This window comes from Polynucleobacter sp. JS-Mosq-20-D10 (assembly GCF_018687755.1).
Lineage (GTDB): Bacteria > Pseudomonadota > Gammaproteobacteria > Burkholderiales > Burkholderiaceae > Polynucleobacter.
On the sequence record NZ_CP061305.1, the window covers coordinates 1,503,063 to 1,529,445 of the forward strand.

The 26,383-nt window shown below is 47.8% G+C and carries 28 protein-coding genes; 8 read left to right on the plus strand and 20 right to left on the minus strand.

Annotation, left to right across the window (positions count from 1 at the left end; genetic code table 11):
• Nucleotides 1-23 precede the first annotated feature (23 nt).
• Complete coding sequence (gene efp, locus FD967_RS07750; protein ID WP_215325414.1) at nt 24-584, plus strand: elongation factor P; 561 nt, start codon at nt 24-26, stop codon at nt 582-584.
• A 49-nt stretch (nt 585-633) separates the two neighbouring features.
• Here the strand turns inward: efp and nagZ are convergent, their stop codons facing one another.
• The 17 genes from nagZ to FD967_RS07835 all read right to left on the minus strand — a co-directional run bounded on the left by nagZ (nt 634) and on the right by FD967_RS07835 (nt 16,022).
• Nucleotides 634-1,710, minus strand: coding sequence for a beta-N-acetylhexosaminidase (gene nagZ, locus FD967_RS07755; RefSeq protein ID WP_215325416.1), 1,077 nt, complete (start codon nt 1,708-1,710; stop codon nt 634-636).
• 45 nt (nt 1,711-1,755) lie between these two features.
• Nucleotides 1,756-2,148, minus strand: a complete 393-nt coding sequence (acpS, locus tag FD967_RS07760; protein WP_215325418.1) for a holo-ACP synthase — start codon at nt 2,146-2,148, stop codon at nt 1,756-1,758.
• 15 nt (nt 2,149-2,163) lie between these two features.
• Entirely contained in the window at nt 2,164-2,907 is a 744-nt protein-coding gene (gene pdxJ / locus FD967_RS07765; protein ID WP_215325419.1) for a pyridoxine 5'-phosphate synthase, read from the minus strand.
• Between the two features lie 12 nt (nt 2,908-2,919).
• Nucleotides 2,920-3,654: a DNA repair protein RecO gene (recO, locus tag FD967_RS07770; RefSeq protein WP_215325420.1), complete on the minus strand. Its 735-nt coding sequence runs from the start codon at nt 3,652-3,654 to the stop codon at nt 2,920-2,922.
• A 6-nt stretch (nt 3,655-3,660) separates the two neighbouring features.
• Nucleotides 3,661-4,596 carry a GTPase Era gene (gene era, locus FD967_RS07775; protein ID WP_215325421.1) on the minus strand — a complete coding sequence of 312 codons (936 nt, stop codon included), beginning with the start codon at nt 4,594-4,596 and terminating at the stop codon, nt 3,661-3,663.
• Between the two features lie 2 nt (nt 4,597-4,598).
• On the minus strand, nt 4,599-5,390 hold the full coding sequence (gene rnc, locus FD967_RS07780; RefSeq protein ID WP_215325422.1) for a ribonuclease III: 792 nt from the start codon (nt 5,388-5,390) through the stop codon (nt 4,599-4,601).
• Between the two features lie 4 nt (nt 5,391-5,394).
• Nucleotides 5,395-6,201: a signal peptidase I gene (gene lepB, locus FD967_RS07785; RefSeq protein WP_215325423.1), complete on the minus strand. Its 807-nt coding sequence runs from the start codon at nt 6,199-6,201 to the stop codon at nt 5,395-5,397.
• The gene (gene lepA, locus FD967_RS07790) at nt 6,201-8,006 is read right to left on the minus strand and encodes a translation elongation factor 4 (protein WP_215325424.1); all 1,806 of its coding nucleotides are present in this window, start codon (nt 8,004-8,006) and stop codon (nt 6,201-6,203) included. The genes lepB and lepA overlap by 1 nt, the downstream gene beginning before the upstream one ends.
• A 145-nt stretch (nt 8,007-8,151) precedes the next feature.
• Nucleotides 8,152-9,600, minus strand: a complete 1,449-nt coding sequence (locus FD967_RS07795) for a DegQ family serine endoprotease (protein WP_215325425.1) — start codon at nt 9,598-9,600, stop codon at nt 8,152-8,154.
• Between the two features lie 71 nt (nt 9,601-9,671).
• On the minus strand, nt 9,672-10,919 hold the full coding sequence (gene fabF, locus FD967_RS07800) for a beta-ketoacyl-ACP synthase II (RefSeq protein WP_215325426.1): 1,248 nt from the start codon (nt 10,917-10,919) through the stop codon (nt 9,672-9,674).
• Nucleotides 10,920-10,947: 28 nt separating this feature from the next.
• Complete coding sequence (gene acpP, locus FD967_RS07805; RefSeq protein WP_046330561.1) at nt 10,948-11,187, minus strand: acyl carrier protein; 240 nt, start codon at nt 11,185-11,187, stop codon at nt 10,948-10,950.
• Between the two features lie 102 nt (nt 11,188-11,289).
• Nucleotides 11,290-12,033, minus strand: coding sequence for a 3-oxoacyl-ACP reductase FabG (gene fabG, locus FD967_RS07810; protein WP_215325428.1), 744 nt, complete (start codon nt 12,031-12,033; stop codon nt 11,290-11,292).
• Between the two features lie 51 nt (nt 12,034-12,084).
• Complete coding sequence (fabD, locus tag FD967_RS07815; RefSeq protein ID WP_215325430.1) at nt 12,085-13,020, minus strand: ACP S-malonyltransferase; 936 nt, start codon at nt 13,018-13,020, stop codon at nt 12,085-12,087.
• A 54-nt stretch (nt 13,021-13,074) separates the two neighbouring features.
• Nucleotides 13,075-14,061, minus strand: a complete 987-nt coding sequence (locus tag FD967_RS07820; protein WP_215325432.1) for a beta-ketoacyl-ACP synthase III — start codon at nt 14,059-14,061, stop codon at nt 13,075-13,077.
• A complete protein-coding gene (plsX, locus tag FD967_RS07825; RefSeq protein WP_215325434.1) occupies nt 14,058-15,074 on the minus strand; it encodes a phosphate acyltransferase PlsX in 1,017 nt (338 codons plus the stop codon). The genes FD967_RS07820 and plsX overlap by 4 nt, the downstream gene beginning before the upstream one ends.
• An 84-nt stretch (nt 15,075-15,158) precedes the next feature.
• Nucleotides 15,159-15,338, minus strand: coding sequence for a 50S ribosomal protein L32 (rpmF, locus tag FD967_RS07830; RefSeq protein ID WP_011902241.1), 180 nt, complete (start codon nt 15,336-15,338; stop codon nt 15,159-15,161).
• Between the two features lie 105 nt (nt 15,339-15,443).
• The gene (locus FD967_RS07835) at nt 15,444-16,022 is read right to left on the minus strand and encodes a YceD family protein (protein ID WP_215325436.1); all 579 of its coding nucleotides are present in this window, start codon (nt 16,020-16,022) and stop codon (nt 15,444-15,446) included.
• A 13-nt stretch (nt 16,023-16,035) separates the two neighbouring features.
• Between FD967_RS07835 and FD967_RS07840 the strand changes: the two genes are divergently transcribed.
• Entirely contained in the window at nt 16,036-16,668 is a 633-nt protein-coding gene (locus tag FD967_RS07840) for a Maf family nucleotide pyrophosphatase (RefSeq protein ID WP_371819286.1), read from the plus strand.
• An 18-nt stretch (nt 16,669-16,686) separates the two neighbouring features.
• The gene (locus tag FD967_RS07845; protein WP_215325438.1) at nt 16,687-17,460 is read left to right on the plus strand and encodes an SAM-dependent methyltransferase; all 774 of its coding nucleotides are present in this window, start codon (nt 16,687-16,689) and stop codon (nt 17,458-17,460) included.
• A 34-nt stretch (nt 17,461-17,494) separates the two neighbouring features.
• Here the strand turns inward: FD967_RS07845 and FD967_RS07850 are convergent, their stop codons facing one another.
• Genes FD967_RS07850 through FD967_RS07860 form a run of 3 tightly spaced genes read right to left on the minus strand, consistent with a single transcriptional unit; the run spans nt 17,495 to nt 20,175 of the window.
• Nucleotides 17,495-18,454: a S49 family peptidase gene (locus tag FD967_RS07850; RefSeq protein ID WP_215325440.1), complete on the minus strand. Its 960-nt coding sequence runs from the start codon at nt 18,452-18,454 to the stop codon at nt 17,495-17,497.
• A 22-nt stretch (nt 18,455-18,476) separates the two neighbouring features.
• Nucleotides 18,477-19,163 carry an HAD-IIIA family hydrolase gene (locus tag FD967_RS07855; protein ID WP_215325441.1) on the minus strand — a complete coding sequence of 229 codons (687 nt, stop codon included), beginning with the start codon at nt 19,161-19,163 and terminating at the stop codon, nt 18,477-18,479.
• Nucleotides 19,156-20,175, minus strand: coding sequence for an RluA family pseudouridine synthase (locus tag FD967_RS07860; protein ID WP_215325442.1), 1,020 nt, complete (start codon nt 20,173-20,175; stop codon nt 19,156-19,158). Before FD967_RS07860 ends, FD967_RS07855 begins: the two co-directional genes overlap by 8 nt.
• A 171-nt stretch (nt 20,176-20,346) precedes the next feature.
• On the opposite strand from FD967_RS07860, the gene FD967_RS07865 reads away from it, so the two are divergent.
• From FD967_RS07865 to glp, 5 genes are all read left to right on the plus strand, one after another.
• Complete coding sequence (locus FD967_RS07865) at nt 20,347-20,580, plus strand: hypothetical protein (protein ID WP_215325443.1); 234 nt, start codon at nt 20,347-20,349, stop codon at nt 20,578-20,580.
• A gap of 49 nt (nt 20,581-20,629) precedes the next feature.
• Nucleotides 20,630-23,254 (plus strand): Rne/Rng family ribonuclease, encoded by a 2,625-nt coding sequence (locus FD967_RS07870; RefSeq protein WP_215325444.1) that lies wholly within the window; start codon nt 20,630-20,632, stop codon nt 23,252-23,254.
• Nucleotides 23,255-23,336: 82 nt separating this feature from the next.
• Complete coding sequence (moaA, locus tag FD967_RS07875) at nt 23,337-24,449, plus strand: GTP 3',8-cyclase MoaA (RefSeq protein ID WP_215325445.1); 1,113 nt, start codon at nt 23,337-23,339, stop codon at nt 24,447-24,449.
• Nucleotides 24,449-25,054, plus strand: coding sequence for a molybdenum cofactor guanylyltransferase MobA (gene mobA, locus FD967_RS07880; protein ID WP_215325446.1), 606 nt, complete (start codon nt 24,449-24,451; stop codon nt 25,052-25,054). Before moaA ends, mobA begins: the two co-directional genes overlap by 1 nt.
• A gap of 8 nt (nt 25,055-25,062) precedes the next feature.
• A complete protein-coding gene (gene glp, locus FD967_RS07885) occupies nt 25,063-26,373 on the plus strand; it encodes a gephyrin-like molybdotransferase Glp (protein ID WP_371819321.1) in 1,311 nt (436 codons plus the stop codon).
• Nucleotides 26,374-26,383: the final 10 nt, after the last annotated feature.

Sequence of the window (26,383 nt, forward strand, 5' to 3'; positions counted from 1 at the left end):
GCTCTGCACCCAGGAATAGCAAGATGAAAACAGCACAAGAACTCCGCGTTGGTAACGTAGTCATGATTGGCACTGATGCCATGGTCGTTTTAAAAGCAGAATATAGCCGCTCAGGCCGTAACTCCTCCGTTGTAAAAATGAAATTCAAAAACTTGTTAACTGGTGCGCCTAACGAAGGCGTATTTAAAGCGGATGATAAGTTTGATGTGGTGATCTTGGATAAGAAAGATTGCACCTACTCTTACTTCGCAGATCCAATGTATGTATTTATGGATACTGAGTACAACCAATATGAAGTAGAGGCTGAATTCATGGGCGATGCATTGCATTACCTCGAAGAAAGCATGCCTTGCGAAGTCGTGTTCTACGAAGGTAAAGCACTCTCAGTAGCCATGCCAAACTCTTTGGTTCGTGAAATCATTTACACAGAGCCAGCGGTTAAAGGTGATACCAGCTCAGGCAAAGTGTTGAAGACTGCAAAATTGGCTACCGGCTTTGAATTGCAAGTGCCGTTGTTCTGCAACACCGGTGACAAGATCGAGATTGATACTCGTACTGGTGAATATCGTAGCCGCGCTAACTAATTAGCTCGCTCGATTAGCCAAAGCCCGGTACGCCGGGCTTTTTTATTGCCTAGGCAATGAGCTTCAACTGCTGGAGTAAGCCTTTGGCATGCTGGTATTGCGCTTCGCCTTGCAATTCATCCCAGGAAAGAGTTGTGGCAATCGGCATCAAGCGATTTAATCGAGTTGCAGATTCAGCGTGTTTTGCCTTGGAAACCTTTAGCTGACTCAGTAATTGATCTGCGAGATCAGGGCGATTGCAAATCAATACTGCATCGCATCCTGCCTCAAGCGCCATGTCAGCGCCCTTCACCACAGAACCAGCAACACTGGCGCCCTCCATTGAAAGATCATCACTAAAGATCACACCTTCAAAGCCTAACTCTTGACGCAAGATAGAGTGCAGCCAAACCTTAGAAAATCCCGCCGGGTTTTTATCTACTTGTGGATAAATCACGTGAGCCGGCATTACTGCAGTCAAACTCAGATCTAACCACTCGTAAGGCTTAGCATCATCATCCAGAATTTTCTCTAATGGACGCTCATCTACCGGAATGGCCACATGAGAATCCGCCTCTGCCCAGCCATGACCTGGAAAATGCTTTCCGCAGTTCGCCATACCCGCAAGTCGTAGACCTTCGTTCAAACTCTTAGCCAATGCAAAGGTGATTTGCGGATCACGACTAAATGCACGATCGCCGATTACACCGCTACGACCAAAGTCCAAATCTAGGACAGGAGTAAAGCTAAAGTCCACGCCGCAAGCTCTTAACTCGGCAGCTAGAATATATCCACAGGCGGTAGCTGCAGCCATAGCGATGGCAGCAGATTGAGCGCTATGGGTCGATTTATTTTTGGCCCCCCAAAGTTCACCAAGCTTGCGCATAGCCGGTAAATGGGTGAAGCCGTCCGTTCTGCAGCGCTGTACACGTCCACCCTCATGATCAATCGAGATCAATACGTCAGAACGGAGTTTTTTAATTTCTGCAGTTAATTTAGTGAGTTGCTTACGATTGGCAAAGTTTCTGCCAAACAAAATCACGCCACCGGTAAGGGGATGCAAGATACGACGACGATCCTCCGCATTTAACTCGAGACCAACAACATCTAAAGTAACTGGGCCCGGCTTCATAGTCGACTTAGTCATGCATTCCTCGAAATTATTTAGTTTTATATACTTTTGAGAGTTGTTTTATTTTTGAACTACGATAACGTGGGCAATGGCCATGTCTTGCTCATCGCTAACAGTGACTTGCGCTTCCCAGTTTTTTTCCTGCATAAATTGCGCAAGTGCCCCCAAATAGGAAGTAACTGGTTTACCGCTAGGCTCATTCAATGTTTGGAGTGAGCGCCAGGTCATTGGCATTCTCATGCCCAAGCCAATTGCTTTGGAGAATGCCTCTTTTGCAGCAAACCGCGTTGCCAAGAAAGCAATGCCCCGTTTGTGGTTTCTGGCTAAGCGATGTTTAAAAACCAACATCTCATCTGGCCCTAGGATCTTCTCAGCAAGGCGACCATTGGTGCGATCGTAGGCAGCTTGAAGCCGCTCGATCCGCAAAATGTCTGTACCTATGCCAATGATCATTTGATATTGAATCTTTTAAAATTTAGCCCTGCCCTGAACCATCAGGGCTTTCATATCGGTAATTGCTTTTTGCCAGCCCTTAAAGAGCGCTTCAGCAACAATGGCGTGTCCAATGTTGAGCTCAGAGAGTTCAGCAATGGCAGCAACTGGAGTTACATTACCCTCGTGTAAACCATGGCCTGCATTGACTCGTAAGCCAATACTTACTCCAAACTGGGCTGCTTTTCTAATACGCTCGAGCTCTTGCTTCTGTTGATCACCAGCCAGATCTGCGTAGCGACCAGTATGCAATTCGACTACTGTGGCACCCGCATCTTTAGCCGCTTGTATTTGCTTTTCTTCGGGGTCAATAAACAGTGAAACCCGTATGCCAGCAGCTTTTAATTGCACAGTAGCTGCCTTCACCGCATCAAAGTGACCTACGACATCTAAGCCGCCTTCAGTAGTGACCTCTTCACGCTTTTCAGGAACGAGGCATACATCATGTGGCTGAACCCGACAGGCGATATTAATCATCTCGGGAGTAACGGCGCACTCCAGGTTCATGCGCGTCCGAATCAAAGGGCGAAGCGCCAATAAATCTGCGTCTTTAATATGGCGACGATCTTCGCGTAAATGTAAGGTAATTAAATCTGCACCAGCCTCTTCGGCCAAGCGGGCAGCTTTTAATGGGTCGGGATAGACCGTGCCACGTGCATTACGTAGAGTAGCGACGTGATCAATATTGATACCAAGTTCAAGGATATTGGGGTTGCTCATATTTGTAGATTACTAGATTTTCTTTAGATCTATCAAAATCTGACGGGTAGTCAGAACCTGATCTTGCAGGTGCAAGCCCAACAAGAAGCGCATCAGCTGCTTGCTCTCAGAAAGTGTTTCTTGATCAGAAAAGTCTCCCACTGCGATGGCAAGCAGAGATTTACCACTCAAGACTGGCCAGTGGCCTGGATCATCCCCTTGTGCCGGCCTGACACCACGCTCTGGCTGATAGACGTATTGCTCATTTGAGATGGGGGCGCTATTGGTTTCGACGCAGCGATCTAGCGCTGCTGCATAGCCGGTCTCCTGCAAGAGTGTTAACTCAAAGGGGCGCAAAATTTCTTCTAATCCCTTAGATTGAAATTCGAGGTTAGATAAGGCGGAGATTGTATCGGTGTAATGGTCGTAGAGTTTTTCATAGTCGTCTTCACGAGCTAAAAACTTCACTAGCAACTCATTGAGATAGAAGCCGCAGAGCAAAGCATCGCCCACCAAAGATGGTGTGCCACCAACCCACTCTGATTTCGTTAAAGTACGCAGCTCGGACTTGCCGCTCCAAGAAACCAATAGCGGCTGAAAACGCTGTAAGACTGGACGTAATACCGAATGTGGGCGCTTAGCGCCTTTAGCAATCAGCGCCATGCGGCCATATTGCCGAGTAAACACATCTAGAATTAAGCTAGTTTCCTTATAAGGAATGCTATGCAATACAAAAGCAGGTTCGTCAGCAACACGAATGGAGGCCATGAATAATTACTCTAACCCTTGTGCCCGCAATTCAGCACGATCATCTGCCCACCCGCGCTTGACCTTAACCCAAGTCTCCAGGAAGACTTTGCCGTCAAAAAGTTTTTCCATATCAATGCGAGCATCGGTTGAGATCTTCTTCAGTCTCTCACCCTTGGCGCCAATAATCATCGCCTTGTGGCTATCACGATCAACTAAAATAGTTGCTGCAATCCGGCGCATCTTGCCGTCCATCTTGAACTGATCAATGACTACGGTGCTGGTGTAAGGCAACTCCTCACCAGTGAAGCGGAAAACCTTCTCGCGCAGAATCTCGGCAGCCAAGAAGCGCTCACTGCGATCAGTAATGGTGTCGCCATCGTAGACTGCCGGCGCTTCCGGCAGATAACCTTCAAGCACATCTAACAATCTTTCAACATCCCCAGGACTCTTGGCGCTCATTGGTACGATTTCAGCAAACTCACACTTCTGATCTTCGTGACCACCTAATTCACACCAAGGGCGAGCCATTTCTTTAATGAAGTTGAGTAGGGCCTGATCACGCTCAGAGGGAGTCTGAAAGCGGCTATTAAATAAATCCAATTTATTTAAAACTAAGATAACGGGTAAGTCATCTGGCAGTAATTTCAAAACCTTCTTGTCATCCTCGCCAAAGTAACCAGCCTCAACTACAAAGCAAGCTACATTTACATCTTGCAAGGCAGTAGTGACCGTACGATTCAACGCTTTATTGAGAGTATTCATCAGACGGGTCTGAAAGCCTGGTGTATCAATGAAAATGAATTGCGCTTCTTCGCGATTCTGAATGCCTAAAATACGATGACGCGTAGTTTGTGCTTTACGCGAGGTAATGCTGATCTTCTGCCCAACCAAAGCATTCAAGAGGGTCGATTTGCCCATATTGGGACGGCCAACAATGGCGATGGTGCCGCATCTAAACACGATTAGCCCTTCAGCTTAAGATTTAACTGCTCCTCAGTCGCTACTTTTTTGGCTGCCTTCTTTTTGGCTGACCGAGTCTTTTTAGGTTTACCTAGCGCCTGTGGCAAGGCTTTTAGCGCAGTAATTAAAGCCAGCTTAGCCGCCGCTTGTTCCGCTGCACGTCGAGATGCCCCCTCACCCTTCACGGCAACCTTAAGATTGGGTATTAAACATTCCACCTCAAACTGCTGATTGTGAGCTGCACCACTAGTACCAGTGACGTTATAGGTAGGCAGTGGTAACTGATAGCTTTGCAAACACTCTTGCAATAAAGTCTTATCGTCTTTACCCAAGGTTTTGGGATCAACGTTGGCCAGGATGATTGAATAGAGTTTACGCAAACAGGCCTTGGCAGCATCAAACCCACCATCTAGAAATATGGCGCCAGTCACCGCTTCAAGCGTGTCAGCCAGAATAGATGGGCGACGAAAACCGCCACTCTTCAGCTCGCCCTCGCCTAAGCGCAGGTAATCTGATAGTGATAGAGTTTGAGCGATCTCATAGAGCGCTTGTTGCTTGACTAAGTTAGCTCGTACGCGAGAAAGGTCACCTTCGTCCAAGTCTGAATAACGCTCATAGAGCATTTCAGCGACAACGCAATTCAGGATCGAGTCACCTAAGAACTCAAGACGCTCATTATTTTTCTTACTGTGACTACGGTGCGTTAGAGCTTGATTAAGAAGCTCTAGTTTTTTAAACGTGTAGCCTAGTTGCGCTTGCAGCGGTGCAGTTTCGATAGCGGCGCGGGCGTTCATGGTCTTATTCGAAGCCGCCAATACGGCCAAGATTTCCGAGATTCAACCAAACAAAGAATGCTCTACCAACAATATTCTTATCCGGTACAAATCCCCAGTAACGAGAATCAGCACTATTATCTCGGTTATCACCCATAGCAAAGTAATGTCCCGAAGGTACTTTGCAAGTGAGGCCAGCATTAATATATTGGCAGTTTTCGAATCCAGGAAACTGCTCTGCAGGGAACATACCGGCAGGACGATCAGGATCATTCAGAATCTCGTGCCTGTTACCGCCCAAGTCTGAAGGGAAAGATTCTGCAAAGCGTTTTGCGTAACGCATGTTTTCCGGATCAAGATAAGCCTCGCCACCACTGTATTGCAATGGCTGACCATTCACTGTTAAACGCTTGTCTTGATAAGTAATGGTGTCGCCTGGCAAAGCCACAACACGCTTGATGTAATCAATAGATTCATCACGGGGATAGCGAAATACCACGACATCGCCACGTTTTGGGGAGCCTAGGTCGACGACCTTCTGGTTAATCACCGGCAGACGAATGCCATAAGTAAATTTATTGACTAGAATAAAGTCGCCAATCTGTAGTGTTGGGATCATGGAACCGGATGGGATCTTGAACGGCTCCACAATAAAAGAGCGCAATAGAAATACCGCACAAATTACGGGAAAGAAGCCAGCTGTATATTCAAGCCACAATGGCATACGATCGATGCCAGCTTGACGTCTTTGCGGAGCAAAGTAATAGCGATCAGCAATCCAAGCAATGCCAGAAACCACCACCAAGATAAAAAGGATGAGGGCAAAGTTCATTAGTCGTCCACCTGCAAAATGGCTAAGAAGGCTTCTTGTGGAATCTCCACATTACCCACCTGCTTCATTCGTTTCTTACCTTCTTTTTGTTTCTCTAATAATTTGCGTTTACGCGAGATATCACCGCCGTAACATTTAGCTAACACGTTCTTACGTAATGCCTTAACGTTTTCACGGGCAACAATGTTGCTGCCAATTGCTGCCTGAATAGCTACATCAAACATTTGACGCGGAATAATGCCGCGCATCTTGGCGACCACTTCACGACCGCGATGCTGACTGTTGCTGCGGTGAACGATCACCGATAGAGCATCAACTCGCTCACTGTTAATGAGGATGTCAACCTTAACCACATCGGCTGGACGATATTCCTTGAACTCGTAATCCATGGATGCATAGCCACGAGAAATGGATTTCATTTTGTCGAAGAAATCTAAAACAATCTCAGCCATTGGGAGTTCGTATGTGAGCTTTACTTGACGACCAAGGTAATTCATATCCATCTGAATACCGCGCTTACCAACGCACAAGGTAATAATCGCGCCCACATACTCTTGCGGCATATACAGATTAACTGTCACAATTGGCTCAAGAATCGTATTGATCTTGCTAGCCTCAGGCATCTTTGATGGGTTGTCTACCGATAAAATAGTTCCATCTGATTGCTCTACTTGATACACCACCGTTGGTGCGGTTGTGATGAGGTTCATGCCGTACTGACGCTCTAAGCGCTCTTGCACGATCTCCATATGGAGTAAACCCAAGAAGCCGCAGCGGAATCCAAAACCAAGCGCTTGTGACACTTCTGGCTCATACAAGAGTGAGGCGTCATTTAACTGTAGCTTCTCCAAGGACTCGCGCAGTTGATCGTATTCGCTCGACTCTACTGGATAAAGTCCAGCAAATACCTGAGGCTTAACCTCTTTAAAACCGGGAAGTGGTGCAGTTGCAGGAGTCCGTCCCTGTTGCCCTGGGGTGTGCGTGACCGTATCACCCACCTTGGCAGCCTTTAACTCTTTAATGCCCGCAATCACAAAGCCCACTTGACCAGCAGACAGCTCTGGTCGATCCACAGACTTTGGACTAAATACACCAACATGCTCTACTAGGTGGCTTGAGCCATTGGACATCAAGGTAATTTTTTCTTTTGGCTTGAGAGTGCCGTTCACAACGCGCACCAACATCACCACACCAACATAGTTATCAAACCAAGAATCAATAATCAATGCTTGCAATGGATCTGTCGCACTACCTTTTGGCGGGGGTACGCGAGCAATCATTTCTTCAATGACATCCTGCACACCTAATCCCGTTTTAGCAGAACAAGTCACCGCTTCCGATGCATCAATGCCAATCACATCTTCGATCTCTTGTTTAGCGCGCTCAGGATCAGCCTGTGGCAAATCAATCTTATTGAGTACTGGCACCACTTCAACACCCAACTCTAGAGCCATGTAACAGTTAGCGACTGTTTGAGCTTCAACACCCTGACTGGCATCGACCACTAACAATGCACCTTCGCATGCCGATAAGGAGCGGCTAACTTCATAGGAGAAGTCGACGTGCCCTGGCGTATCAATCAAATTGATGTTGTAGGTTTTGCCGTTTTTAGACTTATAAGTCAGCGCCGCTGTTTGCGCCTTAATCGTGATGCCACGCTCACGCTCAATATCCATCGAGTCCAGAACCTGAGCTTCCATTTCACGATCAGAGAGACCACCGCAGAGTTGAATGATGCGATCAGCAAGCGTCGATTTGCCGTGATCAATATGGGCGATGATAGAAAAATTGCGGATTAAATCCATAGCGTCTTGTGTAGTCTTCAAAAAACGCCTTGTCAGAACGCACCACGATGATGCGCTGCAAAAAGTCGTCTTAAATTAATTGTAATGGGTGGCGCCAAATTAGCGCCAAACCCCCTTATTTCATTCAAAAAAACAAGGTTTTGGCTTATTTTGGCTTTACTGGAATAATCAGGGTGCTATCAGCCCGACGAACAAAAACCGGGACAGACTTATTGGGGTCCAAACCCTTCACAAGACCCTCAAACTGCTTTACCCCAGTGATATCGGCATCGGCAATTCGGATGATGACATCTCCGGGGCGTACTCCTGAGCGCGCTAAGGGGCCATCCCCTAAACCGGTAACCTCGACCCCTCCACGGATATTGAGTTCCTTTTTCTTGCTATCTGAGGGCTCAGAAACTGCCACCCCGAGAGAATTGGCATTTCCACCAGATGAACCTGAGTTATCCGACTTTTTCACGGCAGCTTGACCTACTTCGGTATCCACTACAGAGACCATCAAGTCCTTGGTTGAGCCTTTACGCCAAACCTGTACGTTAGCGCTGGTTCCTGGCTTGGTTTCCCCAACGGCTCTTGGTAGGTCAGTGGATTTACCAATATCACGACCATTAAAGCTCAGAATCACGTCCCCAGACTCAATGCCGCCCGCCGCCGCCGGACCGCCTGGCTCAACATTACGAACAAAGGCACCACGAGGCTTACCTAGACCCAGACTCTCTGCAATTTCTTTGGTCATCTCACCCAAAGCGACACCAATACGGCCACGAGTCATTTTTCCATTGGTACGCAGTTGATCTGCAACACGCATCGCCTCATCTATCGGAATCGCAAAAGAGATACCCATATATCCACCAGAGCGACTAAAGATTTGTGAATTAATACCAATCACTTGTCCGGCAGTATTCAATAAAGGGCCGCCAGAGTTACCAGGATTCACAGCTACGTCAGTCTGAATGAATGGCAAGTAGTCGCCAGTATCACGACTCTTAGCTGACACGATGCCAGCAGTCACCGTGTTTTCTAGACCAAATGGGGAGCCAATTGCTAATACCCACTCACCCACCCTCACTCGAGAAGAGTCGCCTAAAGGCAACTTAGGCAAATCACGTGCATCGATTTTGACAACCGCCATATCGGTTCGTTTATCCATACCCAATAACTTGGCCTTGTACTCCCGTTTGTCTGTCAAAGTGACATAGATGGTATTTGCGCCCTCGACAACGTGGGCATTAGTCAAAATTAACCCATTAGATTCAATAATGAAGCCAGAGCCTACGCCGCGATCCGCCTCTTGAGGCTTGCCTGAATTAGGTTGCGCTTGCTTAGGTCCGCCAGGTAATCCTGGAATAGGCACGCCAAAGAAACGGCGGAAGAACTCGGCCTGATCCTCAGGCATCCCGGGAATACCACCCTGAGCTTGCTGCTGCATTACTTTTTCAGTAGTTCGGATGTTCACCACAGCAGGACTAGCTCGCTCAACTAAGTCTGCAAAGTCAGGAATCAAAACTCGTGGGCTCTGGGCGTGGACCTGGGGAGTAAGCGCGATTTGCCCCAAGCTAAAGATAGCCAAGAGCGCAATAAGATACTTTTTCATAATGCTATAGACCTGCTTGGTAAAAACCAATAATTGAAGAAAAAAGAGAAGGAAACTGCCTAATAAGGATATTAGGTCAATTTGCCAAAAATCAAGGTACCGTTAGTACCCCCAAAGCCAAAGTTGTTTTTAATGGCATGGTCAATCTTCACATCCCGAGCAGTATTGGCGCAGTAGTCCAAATCACACTCTGGATCCTGATTAAAGATGTTGATTGTAGGTGGGGACTTCTGGTTGTGTAGCGCCAGAATAGTAAAGACGGACTCTAAGCCACCAGCACCGCCTAAAAGATGGCCAGTCATTGATTTGGTGGAGTTAATCAAAGTCTTCTTAGCATGATCGCCAAGGGCAGCTTTAATCGCACCGGTTTCGTTCTTATCACCTAAGGGTGTAGAGGTGCCGTGTGCATTGATATATTGAATTTGATCTGGATTTAAACCGGCATCGCGCATGGCGTTGACCATACAGCGACGTGGGCCATCCATATTTGGAGCAGTCATGTGATATGCGTCGCCACTCATACCGAAACCTAAGAGCTCGCAGTAGATTTTTGCACCACGCGCTTTAGCGTGCTCATACTCTTCTAGAACCACAACACCTGCGCCCTCACCCAGTACAAAACCATCACGGTCCTTGTCCCATGGACGTGAAGCTGTTGCAGGATCATCATTGCGAGTCGATAGTGCGCGAGCTGAGGCGAAGCCGCCAACACCCAATGCAGATATAGTGGATTCGGCCCCACCAGCCACCATCACATCAGCATCGCCATACTGAATTAAGCGTGCTGCCAATCCAATACTGTGCAAACCGGTAGTACAGGCAGTTACCGCAGCAACGTTTGGACCCTTAAGGCCAAACAAGATACTGAGATGACCAGAAATCATATTGATGATTGAGCCTGGCACAAAGAATGGGGAGATGCGACGAGGACCACGAGCTAACAACTCAGCGCCAGTCTCTTCGATCATCGGCAAGCCACCAATTCCTGAACCAACCATGACGCCAATGCGCTCGGCGTTATCTTCAGTTACCTGTAAACCGCTATCGCGAATCGCTTGCGTGCCAGCAGCGATGCCAAAATGGATAAAGGTATCCATGTGGCGCGCCTCTTTGGCAGAAACATATTCTTCGACATTGAAGTCTTTGACCTCGCCAGCGAAATGGACACTCAGCGGAGTGTGGTCAAACTTCGTGATGGTAGCGATGCCTGATTTACCCGCAAGCAAATTAGACCAAGCTACGTCAACCGAGTTACCAACTGGTGAAATCAGGCCTAAGCCGGTAACAACAACCCGGCGGCGGCCATTTGATGCTGACACAGTAATAGCTTTTAACTAAGCTAGGGAATTAACCCTGAGCTTTTGACTGAGCAAAATCGATAGCGAGCTGAACAGTAGTAATTTTCTCAGCTTCTTCATCCGGAATTTCAATCCCGAACTCATCTTCTAAAGCCATTACCAGTTCAACGGTGTCAAGAGAGTCTGCGCCTAAGTCATTCACAAAAGAAGATTCATTCTTGATCTCTGCTTCTGCGACGCCCAATTGCTCAGCGACGATCTTCTTAACGCGTTGTTCGATGTTATCCATTAATTCCCCCAAGGGTTGTAAAAAAACGATGAAAAGGATTTTATCAGCTTGGCAGGCTAAATTAGTAAATCCGCCAAAAAATGATCAATTCCTGCTTTGTTCTTAGGCTAAATAGAGCCCGCCATTGACATGCAGGGTATTTCCAGTGATATATCCGGCGGCTGGAGAGGCTAAAAATGCCACCGCCTGAGCCACATCTTCTGGACTGCCCAGACGCGCCAAAGGAATGTTCGCTTTTAGGGCATTTTGCTGCTCTTCACTCAAAGCACGGGTCATGTCTGTGTCGATAAAGCCGGGTGCTACGCAATTAACAGTGATATTGCGGCTACCGATTTCGCGAGCCAAAGCACGGGTCATACCTGAAACACCGGATTTAGCAGCAGCGTAATTAGCCTGGCCAGGGTTACCCATGTGGCCAACAATCGAAGTGATATTAATAATGCGGCCAGCGCGCGCTTTCATCATAGGGCGCATTACTGCCTGCGACAAACGGAACACCGCACTTAAATTGGTGTCGATCACATCGGTCCACTCATCTGTTTTCATGCGCATTGCTAGGTTATCGCGGGTGATGCCTGCGTTATTCACCAAAATACTGATGCCTCCAAAATCTTTGACGATCAAATCAATAATCTCCTCGCAAGCCTTTGGATCGGTCACATTTAATACCTCGCCACGGCCACCGCTCGCTTGTAAACGGGCGTTGATTGCTTTAGCGCCATCTTCAGAAGTTGCAGTACCAATTACCTTAGCACCACACTTCACTAACTCATCCGCAATTGCCTGGCCAATACCGCGCGATGCGCCGGTCACTAACGCAATTTGTCCGCTTAAGTCGAGATTCATATTTATCTTCCGTTGTTTATTTCGTATTTCATCTATTACTGATTCGTATTTTTACTTTACGGCAGCCAAAGCCTCATTGAGACTGACCTCATCGAAGATAGGTAGCCCAACAACATTTTCATTGATGCGCTTTGTCAGCCCTGCCAATACCTTGCCGGGACCGCATTCCACTACTTGAGTAATGCCCTGCTGCGCCATCGCATTAATCGTCTCTTGCCAACGCACAGGCTTGGCGGCTTGACGCACTAGAGCATCTTTTATGGCTGCTGGATCATTCAAGACATTGACATCAACGTTATTGACTACAGAGATAGTCGGAACCTTGAATTCAATATCCGCTAAGTAAGCTTTGAGTTTTTCAGAAGCAGGTTGTAATAATGATGAATGAAAAGGCGCTGATACTGGTAGTGGCAGAGCGCGTTTTGCGCCAGCCGCCTTGAGTAATTCACAGGCCTTGGTCACTGCATCACTACCGCCAGCAATCACCACTTGCCCTGGAGCATTAAAGTTCACAGCCTCCACTACACCACCAGAGGCTGCAGCAGCTTCAGCGCATACAGTCTTCACAATAGCATCGTCCAAACCCAAGATTGCGGCCATACCGCCAGTACCTACCGGCACTGCTGTCTGCATCGCTTCAGCACGAAAGCGCACTAAAGGCACAGCATCCTTAAAAGCAATTACGCCTGCAGCAACTAAAGCAGAGTATTCGCCCAAGCTATGGCCAGCCATCATCTTGGGAACGGCGCCGCCAGAGGCTAACCAAGCACGGTAAAAAGCGATCGCTGCAGTCAGCATCACGGGCTGGGTATTGGTTGTTAAAGACAATGCTTCAGCAGGGCCTACAGCAATCAGTTTTGCAACATCTTCACCTAAAGCTTCTGAAGCTTCCTGCAAAGTCGCGCGGACTTCAGGGCGATCAGCAATGGTGTTGAGCATCCCAACAGATTGGGAACCTTGGCCGGGGAATACAAATGCAAATGTCATAGGAATAATCGCTAAATGATAGTTATGAATATATTTTTGCTTTAGAACTTTGCTTCAGAACTTAATAACTGCTGCACCCCAAGCAAAGCCACCGCCCACACCCTCTAGCAAAAGATGCTGGCCACGTTGAATTTGACCAGAGCGAACACCGACATCGAGCGCAAGTGGGATAGATGCAGCAGAAGTATTGCCGTGCTCATGGACGGTCACAATCACTTTATCCATTGACATACCCATTTTGCGAGCCGTACTCTCCATAATGCGAATATTGGCTTGATGAGGCACCAACCAATCGATTTGCTCTGGTTTGAGATTGGCTTTTTCTAAAGCCTCGTGGGCAACCTGCTCCAGTACTTTGACAGCCAACTTAAATACCGCAGGACCATCCATTGTTAAGTAGGCAGTTCCCTCAACGCCACCCTGCTTAGCGCGCCCTGGTACACATAGAATATCGCGTTGACTACCATCCGCATGCAAGGCCGTTGCCAAAATGCCTGGCTCGGCAGAAGCTTCAAGCACAACTGCGCCAGCGCCATCACCAAACAAAACGGAAGTGGTGCGATCTTGGAAATCCAAAATTCGGGAGAAAGTTTCCGCACCGAGAACCAATACTTTTTTGTAGGTGCCCGTGCGAATAAATGCATCTGCAATAGCGAGAGCATAAGTAAAGCCAGCACATACCGCCTGAACATCGAATGCTGCACAATTTGTGTGAGCGCCCAGCTTATCTTGCACTACGCACGCTGTACTTGGAAAACCACCTAAATGATCCGGCGTCGATGTTGCTAAAATGATCAAGTCAAGATCTTCAGAGGTGCAACTAGCTGCCTCTAGTGCTGCCCGAGCTGCCTTGACTGCCAAGTCACTCGTGAGTTGATTTTCTGCAGCAAAGTGACGAGCGGAAATTCCACTTCTAGTCACAATCCATTCATCGCTAGTTTCAAGACCGATCTTCGCCAAACGCTCCACGAGGTCTTGATTGCTTAAACGCTGCTCCGGAAGATAACTTCCAGTTCCGGCTATCCGTGAATAGGTACTCATGATTGCTTTATCTCCGCCGCAAAAGCTTGAGCGATACGCTCCACCATGCGATTTTTTGCTGCTTCATATGCACGCTCGAGCGCAAAACCAAATGCAAAACGATCCGCTGAACCGTGGCTCTTAATCACGCAACCGCGTAAACCTAATAATACTGCCCCGTTATAGCGACGATGATCTACGCGCTTGCGAACACGTAACAAAGGTACCATGGCACAGATCGCCATGAGTTTAGTCAGCCATGAACGATTGAATTCTTGTTTAATTAAGCCGCTCATCATCTTGGCCAAGCCTTCGCTTGCCTTCAGGACAACGTTACCAACAAAACCATCGCACACCACGATATCCGTAGTGCCTTTAAAAATATCATTGCCCTCTACGTTGCCATAAAAGTTGAGGTTTGTTTGACGCAGCAACTCGCTGGTCTGCTTAACTACCTCATTACCTTTGATTACTTCTTCACCAATATTCAGAAGACCGATGGAAGGATTTTGTGTGCCATCAACCACTTGAACCATCACGTTAGCCATTTGTGCAAATTGCACCAAATGCATAGGCTCGCAATCTGCGTTAGCGCCAAGATCGAGCATGGTGGTACCGCGCCCTTTTTCATTAGGAATCGCAGTAGCAATTGCGGGACGGTCAACACCATCTAGCGTTTTCAGGATGTAGCGGGAGATGGCCATTAAGGCGCCAGTATTGCCAGAAGAAATGATCGCGTCAGCAAGACCTTCTTTGACCTGCTCGATAGCAATGCGCATGGACGAATCTTTTTTGCGGCGCAATGCCACCTCAATGGGGTCATCCATTAAGACAACCTCACTAGCGGAAATAATTTGAATGCGCTCCATTGGCGCTTTTGGAAATTGACTCAAGGCTTGCTTGAGCACTTCAAGATTACCAACCAGGGTAATCTTCACATCAGCATGTTTTTCTAGAAAATCGCAACAAGCGGGGACGGTAACAACTACCCCATGATCTCCGCCCATGGCATCGATAGCAAGTGTGACACTCATAAAATCAAGTATTGCTGCAAGTGGTGTTTTTCAAAGAAAAAAGCGGCTTTTATTGGAGCCGCTTCTATCTTTTAGACTAAGAAATTAGTCGTTTTTTGTTTTAACAACTTTGCGACCACGGTAGTAGCCGTTTGGTGAAATGTGGTGGCGCAAATGAGCCTCACCAGTTGTGGCTTCAACAGCCGTAGCAGGTGCGGTCAAAAAGTCGTGCGCACGGTGCATGCCACGTTTGGATGGGGATTTTTTATTCTGTTGGACGGCCATATTGAACTCCTAAGCAAGGCGACATTCTAGCATGTAAATTGAGATAAATGCCCGATTAATTGATAAAGTAGGTTTGAAAACCTGCCCCCAAATGGTGGGGCTAAATCAATTTTTCTTCATATTTTTCAATATGTTAAAGGGGTTCTGAGGCTTTTCAGAGTCCTCTGCAGCTTCACCCACCTCGCCAAATGAAGAGGCATGTGGCTGGCAAGCACCCTTTGGATGCTTTGGAATTAAGGGCATGGAAAGGAGGATTTCATCCTCAATCAGCCCTAGTAGGTCAAAGTGCTGACTGACTACCAAAGGTTCTTGTTGATCATCTTCCATTGGGAAGGCGTCCGCCTCCTCTTCGGTGGCCACCATGACAAATCGACTCTCTTGAGCTAAATCCAGACCGCAATCCTGAAGACAGCTCTGACAAACCAGGTGGATACGGCCTTTCACGGCTAATTCCAGAATTTGCCGGGGCTCAGAACCCAAAGAATCAGCAAAATGGGTCTTTACCTGCCAATGGAATCCATCGCCCGGCTCGATACTGGAGGTCTCCTCAGCCACCCTTGGCAAGGCTGTAATCTCCAAAAATCCAGCCCCTCGATAGGACTGTGGAGCGCAAAAATCGATCCGACAGAGGGCCTTGGGATCATTAGATAGCTCAACTTGAGGTAAAACTTGATTACGATTCATGACATCAGTCTAAATGAAGGCTTCAGCGAAAGTACAAGTAGTGATGAGTAATTCTGCAAAAAAACTAATCCTGGCATCTACCTCGGTCTATCGTCGGGAGCTCTTAGAGCGCCTACGCATCCCTTTTGATGTCATCTCCCCCAAGGTAGATGAAACCCCCCTCCCCAGTGAAAGCACTTTAGCTTTAGCCTTGCGCTTAGCCAAAGCGAAAGCTGCAGCCGTAGCCAAAGATCACCCCGAGGCTTGGGTCATTGGCTCCGATCAAGTGGCCGACCTTTGTGGAGCCGCTATTGGTAAGCCGGGAAACTTTGAGCGCGCTATGGCGCAACTTCAACTCATGCGTGGTGCCACTGTGACTTTTCAAACGGCGCTTTGTCTGATGCATGGCGACGTTGAAACAACGATCAATATTCCTACGGAAGTGACCTTTCGAAAACTATCGGATGATGTTCTAGAGGCATATCTCCATGCCGAAAAGCCCTACGACTGTGCGGGCAGCGCCAAGTCTGAAGGCCTAGGAATCTCACTTTTAGAATCCATTCGGAGTGATGATCCCACTGCATTAATTGGCTTACCATTAATTGCACTAAGCGGCCTCTTGCGTGAAGCTGGCTTTCTCATTCCAAATAAAACATCAATTAACTGAATGAAAAAGAATTAAATAATGAGTTCAACACTAGGCACTCTCTTTTTAATTCCCAATACTTTGGGTGACGATGCTCGCGTAGAGCAATTGCCTTGGGTGCTACCAAGCGAAACCATTACCCAAACTGCCAAACTCATCCACTGGATTGTTGAGGATGCCAAAACTGCGCGTGCTTTTTTAAAAGCAGTCGATAGTGTGTCGCCCTTAGCTTGCACTATTCAAGAAATGCAGATGAGCGAGTGGCGCGGTGTTGCTCGCAATGCTAAGTATGGTGATGCTGTAAAACCAATAGATCTACTCAAACCCCTCATTGCTGGAAAAGACATGGGCCTCATGTCAGAGGCTGGCGTTCCGGGGGTGGCGGATCCTGGTGCAGAGCTTGTGCTGGCAGCGCATAAGCTGGGCGCCAAAGTAAAACCATTGGTAGGCCCAAGCTCTATTTTGCTTGGTCTCATGGCCAGTGGTTTGAATGGTCAACGCTTTGCGTTTCAGGGTTATGTACCGCATGACGTGCAAGACCGTGTCGCACGACTGAAACAGTTGGAAGTGGAATCTAGAAAGTTACAGCAGACACAAATTTGGATTGAGACGCCATATCGTAATACTGCAATGCTGATGGCTTGCCTTAATACGCTGTCTCCGCAATCAATGCTTTGCATGGGAATGGATCTCAGCCTGCCAAGCGAAACTATTACTACGCTCTCGATTGCAGATTGGCGTAAGCGTTTCCCAAATGAAGCTGCCTGTGCCTCATTGCAAAATAGGCCAGCAGTATTTCTATTGCTGGCCTAGGTTTTTTATTTGTGACTTTGTTAATCTATCCTTTTTACTTTAGATCAGGTGTTTTAATTAAAGCCTTACCTGCTGCGGCACCCACTTCAGCGCCGAAACGTTTAGCAACGCGTTCTGCGAAATTCTCTTTCATGGTGTAGTCGAGAATATCTGGCGCCTTAAAAATATCGCGCGCTACAGTCTCTACTGTTCCGTAGCCATCCACCAGTCCAATTTTAATTGCTTGCTCGCCGTTCCAAACGCGACCCGAGAACATCTCTGGAGTTTCTTTTAGACGATCGCCACGCCCTGCCTTCACTACCGCAATAAATTGCTGATGAATCTCATCGATCATCGTTTTGATCATTTCTACTTGCTGTGGATTTTCTTTGGAGAATGGATCCATCATGCCCTTATTTGAGCCCGCAGTAATCATGCGACGAGTCACGCCTAACTTATCCATCAGACCAGTAAAACCAAAGCCCTCCATGATCACGCCAATAGAGCCAACTAAGCTCGCCTTATCCACCAAAATTTGGTCGCCTGCAACAGCGACGTAGTAACCACCTGAGGCGCAGATATCTTCGACTACGACATAAAACGGTTTACTTGAATAGAGTTTGCGTAAGCGATGAATCTCATCATTCATCATGCCAGCCTGAACTGGAGAGCCACCAGGACTATTGATGCGCAAAACTACCCCTACACTGTTTTCATTTTCAAAAGCAGCAGTTAGCGAAGAATTGATATCCAAAGCATTGGCCATCGAGCTTGAAGAGATTTCCCCCTCTAGCGTAACCAAAGCAGTGTGCTTTTCCATTCCCATACCACGCCCAGGTAAATGAAAATCAAATACCGCCAGTAGTACGCCGACAAAGACAAGGAGAGTGAGAATACGAAATACCGCTTTCCAGCGTCGCGCCTTGCGAGTCTCTTTTAAATTCTCTAGCAGTAAGTGCTCGAGTGCTTGACGCTCCCAATTTTGATTCGTGTTCTCAGATTGATTTTGATCCATCTTTTTAATCCTTAATTACTAACTAGTTTTTAACAGTGAGATTCTGACTTAGCCAAGTTGCCAACTGCGAGACATCATCCACATGCATTAGTGATGGCGCTTCTTTTAAAGTGCTCGGAGGATGCGCACCATACGTTACCGCTACTGCATCCACACCTGCATTAGCTGCCATATCTAAATCATGGGTAGTGTCCCCAATCATCAGCATGCGGCGCATCGGCACTTGCATCACATCTGAGAGCTCCAGGAGCATCCCAGGGTGAGGCTTGGAGAAGGATTCATCCGCAGTACGAGTTTCATGGAACATCTGCTCTAGCTGATGATGCTTTAAAGAACGATCCAATCCAACACGAGATTTGCCAGTGGCAACACCTAATAGATAACCATCCTCGCGCAAGCTTTGGAGTAATTCACGAATACCCGGAAATAAATCGAGCTCATGATCTTTAGCTAAATAGTGGAATCGAAAGCGCTCCGTTAAATTAGGGAAATGCGCCGGCTCAATCCACGGCACTGCCCTTCTGAGTGAATCCTGAATACCCAAACCGATGACCGAGCTAGCCAAAGTGTCATCAGGCTCTTTAAAACCTAAATCGCGGCATGCTTGCTGAATACAGTCCACGATCGTCGGCGTGGAATCCATGATGGTTCCATCCCAATCCCACACTATCAGGTCGTAACGTCTATCGGGTTTTTGTTCTTCAGGCATTGTCGCGCGCTTCAAAAGTTTTCATCATTGCGGTAAATTCAGCAGGCAATGGGGACTCGATACGCATTTTCTCGCCAGTACGCGGATGAGTAAAGCCTGCTAAGTGGGCATGCAAATACAGGCGTTTGGATTTCACAATCTTGTCCTGATCTTCAAAGCCATATTTATCGTCACCTAAAATCGAGTGACCCAGTTTTTGTAAGTGGACTCGAATTTGATGGGTACGCCCGGTTTTAAGTTGGGCCTCAGCCAAAGTAATCGCCACTTCCCCACGTTTCATTACTTTAGTGACACGCAAAGCAGTATGGCTTGGTAGACCATCTGGGTCAACACGAACGCGTCGCTCGCCATTGGCTAATAGGTATTTATGTAATGCAAACTTCAGTTGCATCGTGCCTGCGCTTTGGGTAATTTCCCCATGGGCTAGCAAGAAGTAACGCTTATCTGTTTGCCCTTCGCGAATTTGACGATGCAGTTCCACCAAAGCGCTACGCTTTTTCGCCAAGAGCAAAACGCCTGATGTGTCTCGATCCAAACGGTGAACCAATTCCAAGAATTTGAGCTCGGGGCGGGTAATACGCAAAGTTTCAATTACGCCAAGCGCAATTCCTGAACCCCCATGAACTGCCAAACCTGCCGGTTTATTCACTATTAATAGAGCCTCATCCTCGAACAAAATGGGCATTTTGTCAGAATACCCCTGTGCCCGAGACTTAGTTTGGGCTGTATTGACAGCTGCCATTTGGGCAGGCTCAGCGATACGAACTGGCGGGACTCTAACCACATCCCCCTCAATTAACCGCGTAGTCGGCTCAGCCCTTTTCTTATTCACACGAACCTCGCCAGAGCGAATAATCCGATAAACGTGGCTTTTAGGAACCCCTTTAGCCCAACGTAGCAAGTAGTTATCTAGGCGCTGGCCAGCCTCTTCTGGACCAATAGTCTGAAGATGAACGGCGGCTGGAGCACTGCTTTTGACCTGCAAGGGCCTGGAAATGGGTTCGGATTTCATGATTTATCTCTCTTGCCACCCCGACGGGGGTCGACAAGGGACTTAACAATACCCCATTGTCCTTCAACTTGTGCCGTATAATCAACGCTCTAGCCAATTTATTGGCCCGAGACTGACCTGATTCAGGTTTGGATCGTGGAGCTTGGAGTCGCCCTTAATAGACTCCCGGGGTTGCCCCTCCCCCGTTGTAATGAGGCGCAGGGTTGGTGTGCCGTATGCCGCGACCCGCGATTAGAAGACAGTTTTCAGGCGCGCGCCTGCATTGATGGCCTAAAGGAGGTCTCTGCGGCGATCGTCAAGTGTGGCACCGGTTTAATTGAACATGGTGTACTAGGCAAATTAGCCTGGACTAGCTTGATCCACACTCCAAAACCGCCAATGGGCTATGCCCCAAGCGGTATTTAACTTGTCCCTAACGCAGCGCGCAACGACGCACTCCCAATAGGAGAGTGTTATGAAACGCATGTTATTTAATGCAACTCAACAAGAAGAGTTGCGAGTTGCCATCGTCGATGGTCAAAAACTAATCGATATTGATATCGAAGCTGCCGGTCGTGAACAACGCAAAGGCAATATTTACAAAGGTGTTATTACCCGCATTGAGCCATCGCTCGAAGCTTGCTTTGTAAATTACGGCGAGGAGCGTCATGGCTTCCTGCCATTTAAAGAAGTGGCCCGTACCTACTTTAAAGAGGGTATTGATGTCCGTAATGCCTCTATTAAAGATGCCTTACGTGAAGGCCAAGAAATCATTGTTCAGGTCGAAAAAGAAGAGCGTGGCCAAAAAGGCGCCGCCCTTACCTCTTTCATCTCCTTAGCAGGTCGCTATCTAGTATTAATGCCAAACAATCCACGTGGAGGCGGTGTTTCTCGCCGTATTGAAGGCGAAGATCGTCAAGAACTCCGTGAGGCGATGTCTCAATTAGAAGTGCCCGATGGCATGAGCATTATTGCTCGTACTGCCGGTATTGGTCGCGACGCTACTGAGTTGCAATGGGATTTAAGTTACCTCATGCAATTGTGGACGGCAATTGATGAAGCCGCTAAAGGCAATTCAGCGCCACTATTGATCTACCTCGAATCTAGCTTAGTGATTCGCGCGATTCGTGATTACTTCCAGCCGGATATTGGCGAGATCCTCATCGATACCGATGACATCTACGAACAAGCTGCTGCATTTATGTCAGTAGTGATGCCGGATAACCTGCCAAGAGTGAAGCGTTACCAGGACGATGTTCCATTGTTCTCCCGTTTCCAAATTGAGCATCAGATTGAAACTGCTTACTCACGTACCGTGCCATTGCCTTCAGGTGGCGCGATTGTGATTGACCACACTGAAGCCTTGGTTTCAGTGGACGTCAACTCCGCACGTGCAACCCGTGGCTCCGATATTGAAGAGACTGCAACCCGTACTAACTTAGAAGCTGCCGATGAAATCGCTCGTCAAGCACGTTTACGTGACTTAGGTGGCTTGATCGTGATCGACTTCATCGATATGGAATCAAGCAAAGCGCAGAAGGATGTTGAGAATCGTCTACGCGACGCCTTACGTCATGACCGTGCTCGCGTTCAGATGGGCAAGATCTCCAAGTTTGGCTTGATGGAAATGTCACGCCAGCGCTTACGCCCTGCCCTCTCTGAAGGCAGTCACGTAACCTGCCCGCGTTGTAACGGTACAGGCCATATCCGCGATACTGAATCTTCTGCATTGCAAGTCTTACGCATCATTCAAGAAGAGGCAATGAAAGAAAACACTGCCGCTATTCATACGCAAGTTCCAGTCGAAGTGGCTGCATTCTTACTCAATGAGAAGCGCGCTGAGGTAATCAAGATTGAGTCACGCTTTAAAGTGAATGTCTTGATGGTTCCCAATAAGCATTTAGAAACACCGCATTACAAACTTGAGCGTTTACGCCATGACGATCCACGTCTTGACGATCAAAAGGCCAGCTACGTTATGGCTGAAGAAGCTGCGCGTGAACTCGAAACCGATACTGCTGTAAGCCGTAAAGATGCTGACGTTAAAGTTCGCCCTGAAGCTGCAGTCAAAGGGATTACGCCCAATGCACCAGCGCCAGTAGGTCAACCGCGTCCTGCGCGTGCTGAAAAGGCAACTGTAGAAACTGCTAGCACCGGTGGCTTCTTCGGATTCATTAAGAATCTATTCTCAGTTGCGCCTAAACCAGAAGCACAGCCTGCTCCTAGCGCACCACGTGGTCGCAACCAAAACAATCGCAATGGTAATAACCGCAATCGCGGTCGTCGTGGCGAGCGTAACGATCGTGCTGAGCGTCCAGCTGAAGGTGCGGTAAGTACTGAAGGTGCAAATGCGCCACGCGAGGCAGGTTCAGGTAGGGGTCGTCAAGATGGTCGCAACCGTAATGGCAATAACCGCAATTCGAACAATCCAAAACCAGAGAATCAAGCTGCGGTAACTCTGGCTACTGAAGCTGCTCCTGGAACTGACGCAACTCCTAGCGCAGATGGCGAAGAGCGTCGTGGTCGTGGCCGCAACCGTCGTGGTCGTGGTCGTGGTCAACGTGGCGAGCGTACTGAGTCCACTGGCGATGCAGCAATTGCTTCTGTTGTTGCTGTAGCAACTTCATTCTCAGGTCCTCCAGTAGGCATGGCTGGAGCATCTGCTTCAATGCCGATTCAGAACATTGCCCAAAGCTTTGGACACAAGACTGCAGCTGTAGTTTCTAACGAAGTGAAAGAGCGTGCACCTCGTGCACCTAGAGAACCGAGAGAGCAACGTGCACCTCGTCAAAGCAATCACCCTGACAACACTGCTCCAGTGGCTACACCTGCTCCAGCAATTGAGGTGATCGCTAAACCGATACCTGAACTCCCTAAGGTTGCCTTTCAGGCACTAGAAGAAACCCCATTGCATAGCGTAGTTCAGTCTGCTGGGATGGTCTGGGTTGCAACGGACTCTAACAAGCATCAAGAGGCGCAATCGCAAATCAAATCTGAGCCAGAAGTTTTGCCTACGGGCAGAGCCCCTAAAGCACCTACCAGTTTGCAAAATGGTCCGATGGTTTTAGTTGAAACCGGCGGCCAAGAAAAAACGGTTTAATCCAATTTCTCCAGACTGCTATTTATCCCACAAAGATATTTGGCAGTTTGGCAGAAACACGGTTTCACAGCCATAATTACGCATGGTTGAAAAAGTAATCCCCATACGTTTAGATGAAGGTAGAGGCCTTACGCCGTCCATACCAAGACAGCTCTTGGCTGCGAATGCCTCAACTAAAGATACCCGCGGACGCCCGCTACGAGATTTACGCATCTCCGTTACTGATCGCTGTAATTTCCGCTGCACCTATTGCATGCCTAAGGAAATCTTCGACAAAGACTATCCCTATCTCTCCCATAATGAATTGCTCAGCTTTGAAGAGATCACCCGTTTAACGACTATCTTTGCGTCGCTGGGTGTAGAAAAAATTCGTCTCACTGGTGGTGAACCTTTGCTTCGCAAAAATCTCGAAGTGCTGATTGAGATGCTGGCCAAGATTCGCACCACGGCAGATCAGCCTCTTGATCTCACCTTAACTACTAATGGCAGTATTTTGCGTAAGAAGGCGGCCGCATTAAAAGCAGCAGGTTTACATCGCCTAACCATTAGTCTTGATGGTCTGAATGATGACATCTTCAAGAAAATGAATGATGTTGATTTTCCAGTTACAGATGTACTCGATGGAATTGCTGCAGCTCAAGAAGCGGGCTTCACCAATCTCAAAGTGAATATGGTGGTTAAAAAGGGAACGAACGACCAAGAAATTATTAGCATGGCTAAGCACTTTAAAGGTAGTGGTGTGACACTGCGCTTTATAGAATTTATGGATGTAGGCAGCTCTAACGGCTGGGATATGTCCCAAGTACTCCCCTCGCAAGAAGTTGCCAATCGCATTCATGCTGTCTTGCCGATAGAGCCGATTGAGGCTAACTATCCTGGTGAAGTAGCTCAGCGCTGGCGCTATGTTGATGGCTCCGGTGAAATTGGCTTTATTTCTAGCGTCACACAAACTTTTTGTCACGAATGCACGCGCGCTCGCATCTCTACGGATGGTCAGCTCTATCTTTGCCTATTTGCAAACGAAGGTTTTGATTTCAAAACGCTATTACGTTCCGGTAAAAGTGATTTAGAAATTGCCAATGCCATCATGTCCACATGGTCAGGACGCAATGATCACTACTCAGAGATTCGAGGATCTAACACCGCTGAATCACATTCCACTCGCAAAGTAGAAATGTCTTACATCGGCGGCTAATGATTACCTCAGAACACATTACTGGACTCATTTTGGCGGGGGGCCGCGCCCAAAGAATGGGTGGCATTGATAAGGGTTTGATTCCCTTTCATGGCAAGGCCCTAATTGAATCCGCCATCAGCCGACTCAAACCTCAAGTCAGCACTATTTTGATTAATGCTAACCGTAGTATTACTAAATATTCACATTACGGCTATCCAGTACTCATGGATGAAACTCCGGATTTTTCTGGCCCGCTAGCTGGCTTCTCAGTTGGACTGAAGCATTGCAAAACGCCCTACTTGCTGACATCACCCTGCGACTCCCCTTTACTGCCAACTGATCTTGCCGAAAAGATGGCATCTGAACTGGAAGGCAATCATTTAGAGCTCGTTTTTGCTTCTTCAAAAGAAAATGACGGCAAGATTTGGTCGCAACCCGTTTTCTGTTTAATGAGAAGTGATTTGCAAGATTCTTTGAATTCCTTTTTAAGTAAAGGTGATTTAAAGATTGATCGCTGGTTTAAAGAATTGCGATCTAGCTCAGTGCTATTTGAAAATTCTCAAGCATTTGCTAATGTGAATACGCCAGAAGAGTTATCTGCCCTAGAAAAAGTATTGTCATGATTGATTCAATCAAGCACTCTCCAAACAGCCCCATTCTCTTGACTGCCTCTCTCCATGTGGATGAAGCTCGCAAGGCTATCTCAGACCTTGTTAATGAATTACTTCTAGAGTCTCGCAAGCTGAATAATGCGAACGATATTGAGTTAGTTACTTTGGATCAAGCGATTAATCGTATTTTGGCGGAAGATTTGCTTTCACCGATAGACGTTCCTGCTGCTGATAACTCCGCCATGGATGGCTTTGCCTTTAATGGGGATTGCTTGGGAAATGGCGAGGCGATAGTCGCCCTGAAGATTGTTGGTACAGCCTATGCTGGCAAACCTTACGAAGGAACCATCGGTCCAGGCGAATGCCTCAAGATCATGACTGGCGCCCTCATGCCCATTGGCTGCGACACTGTCATTCCTCAAGAATTTACAGAATCCGCAAGTGAGTCAACTATAGGTTTTAAACAAAACCAAGTGAGGCGTGGAGAGAACCGCCGCTTGCGAGGCGAAGATTTGCAAAGCGGTAGGGCCGCTATTGCTGCTGGTCGCTTGTTGCGACCGTCGGATCTTGGTCTAGCCGCATCGTTAGGGATTGCTAGTCTGCAGGTGCATCGCAAACTCAAGGTAGCTATTCTTTCTTCTGGAGATGAATTGCGCACACTAGGACAGCCTCTAGACACGGGTAGTATTTATGACAGCAATCGATACAGCCTAACCGGTCTACTCAATCGACTTCATCTAGAGGTTATTGATTGCGGAATTGTCCGCGATGATCCAGCCTCACTTAAAGCCGCTTTTGTGGCTGCCGCCTCAACTGCAGATGTCCTGATTTCCTCTGGCGGAGTCTCTGTTGGTGAGGCAGACTTTACTAAGCAAATCATGCAAGAGTTGGGCGATGTAGGCTTTTGGAAAATAGCCATGCGCCCAGGTCGCCCCATGGCCTTTGGAATACTCAAGCCAGTTGAGCGCTCTAGCCGCAAAACCCTCTTTTTTGGCCTGCCCGGGAATCCTGTTGCAGTGATGGTGACCTTCTATCAATTTGTTCGCTCGGCTTTATTACAACTTAATGGTGCAAGCCAGACTGAGCAGCTAATGACCCAAGCCATTGCCGAGGTGCCGATTCGGAAAAAGCCAGGTCGGACAGAATTTCAGCGTGCCGTTATGGGGCGCGGCCCGGATGGGAAGCCGACGGTCAAGCTGACCGGTAGCCAAGGCGCTGGAATTTTACGATCGATGAGTGAGGCAAATTGCTTTGTCATCCTCCCTCATGACCAAGGCAATGTGGCGGCCGGTGACTGGGTAGATGTGGCGCTTTTCGACGGACTGCTTTAAGATTGCACCT

Coding starts and splice junctions, on each gene's coding strand:
- efp (WP_215325414.1), top strand. CDS start 24: ATGAAAACAGCACAAGAACTCCGCGTTGGTAACGTAGTCATGATTGGC.
- nagZ (WP_215325416.1), bottom strand. CDS start 1,710: ATGACTAAGTCGACTATGAAGCCGGGCCCAGTTACTTTAGATGTTGTT.
- acpS (WP_215325418.1), bottom strand. CDS start 2,148: ATGATCATTGGCATAGGTACAGACATTTTGCGGATCGAGCGGCTTCAA.
- pdxJ (WP_215325419.1), bottom strand. CDS start 2,907: ATGAGCAACCCCAATATCCTTGAACTTGGTATCAATATTGATCACGTC.
- recO (WP_215325420.1), bottom strand. CDS start 3,654: ATGGCCTCCATTCGTGTTGCTGACGAACCTGCTTTTGTATTGCATAGC.
- rnc (WP_215325422.1), bottom strand. CDS start 5,390: ATGAACGCCCGCGCCGCTATCGAAACTGCACCGCTGCAAGCGCAACTA.
- lepB (WP_215325423.1), bottom strand. CDS start 6,201: ATGAACTTTGCCCTCATCCTTTTTATCTTGGTGGTGGTTTCTGGCATT.
- lepA (WP_215325424.1), bottom strand. CDS start 8,006: ATGGATTTAATCCGCAATTTTTCTATCATCGCCCATATTGATCACGGC.
- FD967_RS07795 (WP_215325425.1), bottom strand. CDS start 9,600: ATGAAAAAGTATCTTATTGCGCTCTTGGCTATCTTTAGCTTGGGGCAA.
- acpP (WP_046330561.1), bottom strand. CDS start 11,187: ATGGATAACATCGAACAACGCGTTAAGAAGATCGTCGCTGAGCAATTG.
- fabG (WP_215325428.1), bottom strand. CDS start 12,033: ATGAATCTCGACTTAAGCGGACAAATTGCGTTAGTGACCGGCGCATCG.
- fabD (WP_215325430.1), bottom strand. CDS start 13,020: ATGACATTTGCATTTGTATTCCCCGGCCAAGGTTCCCAATCTGTTGGG.
- FD967_RS07820 (WP_215325432.1), bottom strand. CDS start 14,061: ATGAGTACCTATTCACGGATAGCCGGAACTGGAAGTTATCTTCCGGAG.
- plsX (WP_215325434.1), bottom strand. CDS start 15,074: ATGAGTGTCACACTTGCTATCGATGCCATGGGCGGAGATCATGGGGTA.
- rpmF (WP_011902241.1), bottom strand. CDS start 15,338: ATGGCCGTCCAACAGAATAAAAAATCCCCATCCAAACGTGGCATGCAC.
- FD967_RS07835 (WP_215325436.1), bottom strand. CDS start 16,022: ATGAATCGTAATCAAGTTTTACCTCAAGTTGAGCTATCTAATGATCCC.
- FD967_RS07840 (WP_371819286.1), top strand. CDS start 16,036: ATGAAGGCTTCAGCGAAAGTACAAGTAGTGATGAGTAATTCTGCAAAA.
- FD967_RS07845 (WP_215325438.1), top strand. CDS start 16,687: ATGAGTTCAACACTAGGCACTCTCTTTTTAATTCCCAATACTTTGGGT.
- FD967_RS07850 (WP_215325440.1), bottom strand. CDS start 18,454: ATGGATCAAAATCAATCTGAGAACACGAATCAAAATTGGGAGCGTCAA.
- FD967_RS07855 (WP_215325441.1), bottom strand. CDS start 19,163: ATGCCTGAAGAACAAAAACCCGATAGACGTTACGACCTGATAGTGTGG.
- FD967_RS07860 (WP_215325442.1), bottom strand. CDS start 20,175: ATGAAATCCGAACCCATTTCCAGGCCCTTGCAGGTCAAAAGCAGTGCT.
- FD967_RS07870 (WP_215325444.1), top strand. CDS start 20,630: ATGAAACGCATGTTATTTAATGCAACTCAACAAGAAGAGTTGCGAGTT.
- moaA (WP_215325445.1), top strand. CDS start 23,337: ATGGTTGAAAAAGTAATCCCCATACGTTTAGATGAAGGTAGAGGCCTT.
- mobA (WP_215325446.1), top strand. CDS start 24,449: ATGATTACCTCAGAACACATTACTGGACTCATTTTGGCGGGGGGCCGC.